At 71.6% G+C, this 7,652-nt stretch carries 8 protein-coding genes; 2 read left to right on the top strand and 6 right to left on the bottom strand.

From position 1 onward, the window contains the following. Position 1: 1 nt before the first annotated feature. The 6 genes from SLW52_RS15525 to rph form a co-directional block, all read right to left on the bottom strand. Positions 2-343, bottom strand: a complete 342-nt coding sequence (locus SLW52_RS15525) for a PilZ domain-containing protein (protein ID WP_267117558.1) — start codon at positions 341-343, stop codon at positions 2-4. Continuing rightward, positions 340-2,721, bottom strand: coding sequence for a DUF1631 domain-containing protein (locus SLW52_RS15520; protein WP_320740525.1), 2,382 nt, complete (start codon positions 2,719-2,721; stop codon positions 340-342). Before SLW52_RS15520 ends, SLW52_RS15525 begins: the two co-directional genes overlap by 4 nt. 75 nt (positions 2,722-2,796) lie before the next feature. Continuing rightward, entirely contained in the window at positions 2,797-4,026 is a 1,230-nt protein-coding gene (gene hemW / locus SLW52_RS15515) for a radical SAM family heme chaperone HemW (protein ID WP_043094877.1), read from the bottom strand. 132 nt (positions 4,027-4,158) lie between these two features. Continuing rightward, positions 4,159-4,770 carry an RdgB/HAM1 family non-canonical purine NTP pyrophosphatase gene (gene rdgB / locus SLW52_RS15510; protein WP_152239995.1) on the bottom strand — a complete coding sequence of 204 codons (612 nt, stop codon included), beginning with the start codon at positions 4,768-4,770 and terminating at the stop codon, positions 4,159-4,161. Then, positions 4,767-5,156: a VOC family protein gene (locus SLW52_RS15505; protein WP_267122075.1), complete on the bottom strand. Its 390-nt coding sequence runs from the start codon at positions 5,154-5,156 to the stop codon at positions 4,767-4,769. Before SLW52_RS15505 ends, rdgB begins: the two co-directional genes overlap by 4 nt. Further along, a complete protein-coding gene (gene rph, locus SLW52_RS15500) occupies positions 5,153-5,878 on the bottom strand; it encodes a ribonuclease PH (RefSeq protein WP_254460551.1) in 726 nt (241 codons plus the stop codon). Before rph ends, SLW52_RS15505 begins: the two co-directional genes overlap by 4 nt. Positions 5,879-5,985: 107 nt before the next feature. On the opposite strand from rph, the gene SLW52_RS15495 reads away from it, so the two are divergent. Then, a complete protein-coding gene (locus SLW52_RS15495; RefSeq protein WP_043094881.1) occupies positions 5,986-6,846 on the top strand; it encodes a YicC/YloC family endoribonuclease in 861 nt (286 codons plus the stop codon). Positions 6,847-6,999: 153 nt separating this feature from the next. After that, positions 7,000-7,626, top strand: coding sequence for a guanylate kinase (gene gmk, locus SLW52_RS15490; RefSeq protein ID WP_017909850.1), 627 nt, complete (start codon positions 7,000-7,002; stop codon positions 7,624-7,626). The last annotated feature ends 26 nt before the right edge of the window (positions 7,627-7,652 follow it).

Here is a 7,652-nt window from a genome sequence, read left to right as displayed (position 1 = left end):
GCTAGCCGCCGGTCGCAGCGTTGATCCACTGCCGCAGCAGGTCGCGGTGCGCAGGGGAAATGGTCAGGAAGCGGAAGCCGGCCCAGGCCTGGCCCGGTGCGTGCGAGGGTTCGCTCCACAACAGGTGCGCGCCGATATCGATCTGCACGTCGCGGTCGGCGTGCGGTATCGCGAAGCGCAACTGGTACAGCGCGTCCTCGTGCAGCTGTGCCGAGGCGAGCAGCAGCATGCCGTGTTCGGAGACGTTGCCGAGGCGGCCGACCACGGCGTCTTCCATCAGGTCCAGCACCGGCACCATGTCCGGAACCTGGAGGCGCGGCGATCGGCGAGCGTCTGCGCTCATGCGCCCTCCATGGCGTCGTCGGCGGCTGGAACGCCGGCCAGGGTGCGCAGCGCGCGCACCGCGGCCTGCCAGGCGCGGTCGATCAGGCGGGCGCGGTCCTCGCTGACGATGCGCGCCTGTGCCTGCGCCAGCAGCCGCGCCAATCCGTCGAGCGTGTGTTCGGCGGCCTTCTGCCCGCGCTGGTTGACGAACAACGCACGCTCGGTGATCGGGCTGTACCAGGACAGGCGTTGCCGCTTCAGGTCGCCTTGTTGGTTGACGACGAATTCGAACCAGGTGCCGAACGGCAGCGTGCGCAACCGCGCATACGCGGCCTGTTCGGCCTCGTTGCGCGGCGGCAGCGAGGGGCGCTCGCCGTCCTCGCCCTGCTCGCCGAGGCGGGTGCGCGCCTTCAGCCGCACGCTGAGTTCGGTGCGCGAGGTGGTGGCGTCGGTGCCGCCGGGCGTGGACAGGCGACGAGCGATGGCCTCGGCTTCCTGCTGGTGGTAGCCCACCTGCAGCAGCGCCTGGCCCACGCGCTCGGCCAGGGCGGCATCGGAGGCGCCCTCGCTGCGGCAGGTGACCTCGGCGATGCGCTCGGCCAGGCCGATGCGCTCGCGCCAGGTCTCCGAGTCCTCGCCCTGACGCAGCAGGGTCAGCACCAGCACGTCGGACCAGGCCTGCTGCAGCAGGGTCTGCACGAAACCCGGCGGTTGCCGGGCGCTGCACAGCGCCTCCAGGGTGGCGGTCGCGGTCTGCTTGGCCAGCTCCAGCCGTTCCTTGCCGCGCGCGGCCTCGACGTGCCGGCGCTCGGCGATCTCGGCCTTGTGCGCCAGGCTGCGCTGCTGCGCCTGGATCTCCTGGTGGGCCTGCTCGAAGACGGTCTCGTCGCCTTCGTACTCCTCGATCACGCGGTCCACGGCCTGGTTGAGCTTGAGCAGCAGCGTCGGATCGCTGTCCTCTTCGCCCAGCCAGGTGGCGCCGGATTCGGCGACGGCATTGAGCAGTTCCCGCGCCGGGTGCCGGCTGCGCGCGAAGAACGCCGGATCCTGCAGCGCGGCGCGCACCAGCGGCACCTGCAGGCGTTCCAGCAGCGCCGCGGCCGGCGCGTCGGGGCGTACCTCGCGCTCGATCTCGCCGTACAGCAGGCCGAGCAGGTCGAAGGTGTCGGCCTGCTGCGCTGCCAGAGTCGCCTGCGCGCCGTGGGTGGCGCGCAGCGCCTGCAACAAGGCGGTCTGCACGTCGCGCAGGTGGCGGCGTCCGCGCAGCCCGCCCAGGGTGCTGTGGGCCGGCGGCTGCGCCTGCAGTTCGCCCAAGGCCTCCAGCAGGCTGGCGGTCGGCACCGGGGCCGCACCGGCGGCGCTCGCCGGCCGCGCCGGGAGCGCGGCGGCACCGGCGGTCTCAGTCGTGGGCGCCGCCGCGGCGGGCACGGCCTTGGCGCGCGCCGCGGTCAGCAACTGGCGCAGGGTGGCCAGGTCCGGGCCGCTGGCGGCCGATTCCGCGGCGCCGGCCGCCGCGCCCGCTGGCGGCAGCGGTGCCGTCGCGGCAGGCCCCGGCGGCACGCCCATGGCGGGTGCGGCTTGACCAGGAGCGCTGGCGTTCCCGCGGGGGGCGCTGCCGGCAGGGGGCGGCGCCGCGGCGCCGGGCATGCGCGCCGCGCGCCGCGTGCCCGGGTCGACATTGGTGCTGCGCGCCACGTAGGGCAGATAGATCAGGCCGGGCAGCACCCCAGCGTGGGTCAGCAGGACATTGGCCCGTTCCACCATCTCGCCGTAGCGCGCCAGCACCTGCTGTTCGAAGGCGCGATACAGCGCCAATTGCGTGTCCAGGCCAAGGCCCAACGCTTCGCCGGCGGTGCGCAGCAGCCGGCACAGCGCGTGCGGTCCCAGCGGCAGTTGCTCGATCTCGAAGGCGGGCCGCGCCGCCAGCACGCCGAAGCGCTGGCCGAGCAACTGCAGCGGGATATTGCAGCGGATCGCCTCGCGGCGGGCGATCTCGTGCAGCACGATGTCGCGGTCGATATCCACGTCGGCGACCAGGGTCAGCATCTGCGCGGCACCTGCCTTGGCTACTCGCGGCGCAGCGGCCGTCGCCAAGGGGCTGCGGATCCTGGCAAGCCCGGCTTCCAGCTGCGCCTGGTAGAACGGCGCCAGGCGCCCGCGCTGCGTGCGCACGCGTTGCGCCTCCTGGAACAGGTCCTGTTGCACCTGGCCATTGCGGGCGCGCCCGGCCTGCTCGAGCAAGTCCTGCTCCAGCTCGTCCAGGGTCGCCTGCAGCGGCAGCTCCAGGGCCTGCCACAGCAGGCTGTTCAAGGCCTGCAGGATGTCGCGCACGCGCGCCGGCAGGGCGGCGCTGGCAAGCGTCGCTGGCGGGGCCGACATGGTCGCAGACAGGGGCATCCTGTGATCGCCGTTATACTTTTCTGCGCGGTATGTAGCACGATCCGCCGCCGCAACCAAGGCGGGCGGCGCGGCTCAGGGCAGGAACAGGGCGATCACGTCGTTGGTGAACCGCCGTCCCAGCTCGGTCGGGACCGCGTGGCCGGCGTCCACCCGCAGCCAGTCGCGGGCCTGTGCGGTGGCCAGGGCCGGGGCGATCGCCTGCAGCGGCAGGCCGGTGCGCGCGCTGAAGTCGCGCAGCGCGAAGCCGTCGTTGAGGCGCAGGGCGTTGAGCATGTACTCGAACGGGCGCCGCTCAGGCGCGATCCACTCGTCGCCGCCGATCGCCGCCGGCGTCCCCGCCGCGTCCAGGAACGCCTGTGGATGCTTGTGCTTCCAGCGGCGCAGGATGTTCTGTTCGGCGCCGGAGCTGATCTTGCCGTGCGCGCCGGCACCGATGCCGAGATAGTCGCCGAAGGTCCAGTAGTTGAGGTTGTGCGCGCAGCGGTAACCGGCGCGGGCGTAAGCGCTGACTTCGTACTGTGCGAAGCCGGCCTCGGCCAGCAGCGCCTGGCAGCGCTCCTGCATGTCCCAGGCGTCGTCGTCTTCGGGGATGCCCTGCGGCGGTCGCGCGGCGAACACGGTGTTCGGTTCCAGTGTGAGCTGGTAGTGGCTCAGGTGGGTCGGCTGCAGCGCCAGCGCCTGCGCGATGTCGCGCTCGGCCTCGGCCAGGGTCTGCTGCGGCAGCGCGTACATCAGGTCCAGGTTGACATTGGCATAGCCGGCGTCCTGCGCCAGCTTCACCGCACGCTCGGCCTCGGCGCCGTCGTGGATGCGGCCCAGCCGCTGCAGGGCCGCGTCGTCGAAGCTCTGGATGCCGAAGCTCAGGCGATTCACCCCGGCCGCCAGGTAGCGGTCGAAGCGGCCATGCTCGGCGGTGCCGGGGTTGGTCTCCAGGGTGATCTCCAGGCCCGGCGCGAAGCGCAGCCGGGCGCTGGCCGCCTGCAGGAAGCGATCGATCGCCTCGGGCGGAAACAGGCTGGGCGTGCCGCCGCCGAAGAACACGCTGTTGACCACGCGGCCCCAGACCAGCGGCAGGTCCTGGTCCAGGTCGCGGATCAGCGCATCCACATAGGCGTCGAACGGCAGCGCGCCCTTGGCCGCATGCGAATTGAAATCGCAGTACGGGCATTTGCGCACGCACCAGGGCAGGTGCACGTAGAGCGACAGCGGTGGCGGCACCAGCGTCGGGGTGTCGGCGTGCGCGGACGGATCCGGGCAGGCGGTGCCGGGCGGATGCTGGCAATGGTCGTGGGCGTGCGGCATGGCGGGCGGGAATCTGGAAACGGAGATGCGGGCGGTGCGGGCGCCGGAGGGTTCAGGGCTTGGCGCAGCGGCGCAGGGCAGTCTGCGCGCGCCGCGGTGTCCTGACTGGCCCGGTGCCTGCGCGCGGTGCGGTCACTCGGCGGGATGCGCCGCAAGATGGTCCGCCAGGCGCTGCTTGAGCTGTTGCAGGGCGAGGGCGCGGTGGCTGATGCGGTTCTTCAGCGCCAGCGGCATCTCGGCGGCGGTCTGGCCGTGGTCCGGATCCAGGAACACCGGGTCGTAGCCATGCCCGCCGGTGCCGGCACGCGCATGCGCGATGCGGCCGCGCCAGCGCCCTTCCACCAGCAGCGGTTGCGGATCCTCGGCATGCCGCAGCAGCACCAGCACGCAGTAGAAATGCGCGCCGCGCTGCGCGTCGGGGACATCGCGCAGCGCGTCCAGCAGCTTGTCGATGTTGGCCTGCGCATTGCCGTGCTCGCCGGCGTAGCGCGCCGAATACAGGCCCGGCGCGCCGTGCAGCGCATCCACGCAGATGCCGGAGTCGTCGGCCAGCGCCGGCAACCCAGTCACGCGCGCGGCGTGGCGCGCCTTGAGCAGCGCGTTCTCGACAAAGGTCAGGCCGGTCTCGTCGGCATCGCTGACGCCGAGCGTGGATTGCGCGATCAGTTCGACCCCGACGTCGTCGAGCAGGGCATGCAGTTCTTCGAGTTTGCCGGCGTTGCTGCTGGCCAGGACCAGTTTCATGCGATGGGCTCCAGCAGATCCCAGGTGTTGCCGTACAGATCGCGGAACACCGCGACCGTGGCGTAGGGTTCGTGGCGAGGGGCTTCCAGGAATTCCACACCGGCGGCCAGCATCGCCGCATGGTCGCGCTGGAAGTCGTCGGTGTGCAGGAAGAAGCCGACGCGGCCCCCGGTCTGGTCGCCGATGCGGCTGTGCTGCGCGTCGTCGCTGGCGCGCGCCAGCAGCAGCGCCGCGCCGCGCGCATCGCCGGGCCCGACCACGACCCAGCGCTTGTGGCCCTGGTCCACGTCCTCCAGCACCTGGAAGCCCAGCTTGCCGGTGTACCAGGCGATGGCCTCGTCGTAGTCGGCCACCACCAGGGTGACCAGGGCCAGGCGCCGGTTCATTGCGCCAGGGCGGCGCGCTGTGCCGCCAGCAGGTCGCCGATGCCGCGCTCGGCCAGGCCGAGCAGCGCGTCCAGTTCGTCGCGGCGGAAGGCGTGGCCCTCGGCGGTGCCCTGCAGCTCGATGAAGCCGCCGCCATCGTTCATCACCACGTTCATGTCGGTGTCGCAGTCGCTGTCCTCGGCGTAGTCCAGGTCCAGCACCGGCACGCCGCGGTACACGCCGACCGAGACCGCGGCGACCGCGCCCAGCACTACCGGCTTCTTCAGGTCGCCGCGCTTCTGCAGCCAGTTCACCGCATCCACCAGGGCCACGTAGGCGCCGGTGATGGCGGCGGTGCGGGTACCGCCGTCGGCCTGCAGCACGTCGCAGTCCAGGGTGATGGTGCGCTCGCCCAGCGCCGTGCGGTCGACGCAGGCGCGCAGCGCGCGGCCGATCAGACGCTGGATCTCCAGCGTGCGTCCGCCCTGCTTGCCGCGCGCGGCTTCGCGATCGGAACGCGAGTGGGTGGCGCGCGGCAGCATGCCGTATTCGGCGGTGACCCAGCCTTCGCCCTTGCCGCGCAAGAAGCCCGGCACGCGGTTCTCGACGCTGGCGTTGCACAGCACGCGGGTGTCGCCGAAGCTGACCAGGACCGAGCCTTCGGCGTGGCGGGTGAAGGCGCGTTCGATGCGGACCGGGCGCAACTGATCGGCCGTGCGGCCGCTGGGACGGGAGAAGGACATGCAGGGGTTCCGGGAAGGGCGGGGCCGTGCGCGGCCTGTGACCGCGTCGGTGAGGCAGGAAAGGGCGCTAGGTTAACATTCGCCCCCTGTCCGCACCGGAACACCGCATGATCCGCAGCATGACCGCCTATGCCGGCGCCGAGCGCATCACTCCCTGGGGCACGCTGGGATGCGAGCTGCGCTCGGTCAACCACCGTTTCCTGGAAGTCGGCGTCCGCCTGCCGGAAGAACTGCGCGCGCTGGAGCCGCAACTGCGCGAACGCGTCGCCGCGCGGATCAGCCGCGGCAAGCTCGACCTGATGCTGCGCCTGCGCGCGCCGGAGGCAGCGCAGACCCTGGCGGTGAACGAGGCCCTGGTCGAGCAGCTGGGTGTGCTTGCGCAACGGCTGGGAGTGCGTTTCCCGCAGATGCAGGTGCAGTTCGTCGACCTGCTGCAGCTGCCCGGCGTGCTGCAGGGGCAGACGGCCGATCCGGCGGCGCTGCAGGCGCAGGCGCTGGAACTGCTGGACGAGGTGTTGGCCGAGTTCGTCGCCGCGCGCGAGCGCGAGGGCGGCAAGCTGGCCGCGGCCATCGTCGAGCGCGTCGATGCGGTGGAACGCATCGCCGGCGAGGTGCGCACGCTGATCCCCGCCATCCGCGACGGCCAGCGCGCCAAGCTGGCGGCGCGCCTGGCCGATCTGCCGCATCCGGTCGATCCCGGCCGCGCCGAGCAGGAACTGGTGCTGTGGCTGCAGAAGCTCGATGTGGACGAGGAACTGGACCGGCTCGGCAGCCATATCAAGGAACTGCGCCGCGTCCTGCGCCAGCCGGAACCGGCCGGCCGGCGCCTGGACTTCCTGCTGCAGGAGTTCAACCGCGAGGCCAACACCCTGGGCTCGAAGTCGGTGGACAGCCGCACCTCCAACGCCGCGGTGGAACTGAAGGTGCTGATCGACCAGATCCGCGAGCAGGTGCAGAACCTGGAATAGCCGGGATGGCGGGAGTCGAGATTGGGGATTGGGAAGGCGGATTCCGAGTGCCGGGCGGGTCACGTCCATACCGGGTAGCATATCGACCCCGTGGGTATCGGCCCGCGGCCCCGTTCGCGAATCCCGACTCCCCAATCCCGAATCCCTGACCCTATGCGCGGCACTCTCTACATCGTGGCGGCCCCGTCCGGCGCCGGCAAGAGCAGCATCGTCAACGCCACTCTGGCGCGCGACCCGCAGATCGCGCTGTCGATCTCGTTCACCTCGCGCGCGCCGCGGCCGGGCGAACGCCACGCGGAGCACTACCATTTCGTCTCCGCCGACGAGTTCCAGCGGATGATCGATGCCGGCGACTTCTTCGAGTACGCCCGCGTGCACGGCGACTGGAAGGGCACCGCGCGGCAGTCGGTGGAGCCGCAGCTGGCCGCCGGCCACGACGTGCTGCTGGAGATCGACTGGCAGGGCGCGCGCCAGGTGCGGGCCAAGGTGCCGGACGCGGTCAGCGTGTTCATCCTGCCGCCGTCGCGCGAGGCCCTGGAGCAGCGCATGCGCAAGCGCGGCCAGGACAGCGAGGCGGTGATCGCGCAGCGGCTGGCCGCCGCGCGCGAGGAGATGTCGCACTACGCCGACTTCGACTACGTGATCGTCAACGAGCATTTCGACACCGCGGTGGACGAGATGTGCGCGATCTTCGTCGCCAGCCGCCTGCGCCGGCCGCAGCAGCAGCAGCGCCATGCCGCGCTGATCGATACCCTCCTGCAGGAACAGCCAACTGGCTGATTCCAAAGGGAACTGAATGGGGTGGG

Source organism: Xanthomonas sp. LF02-5 (genome assembly GCF_034105325.1).
GTDB classification, from domain to species: Bacteria; Pseudomonadota; Gammaproteobacteria; order Xanthomonadales; family Xanthomonadaceae; genus Xanthomonas_A; species Xanthomonas_A sontii.
This window is presented reverse-complemented; position numbering and strand designations above follow the sequence as displayed.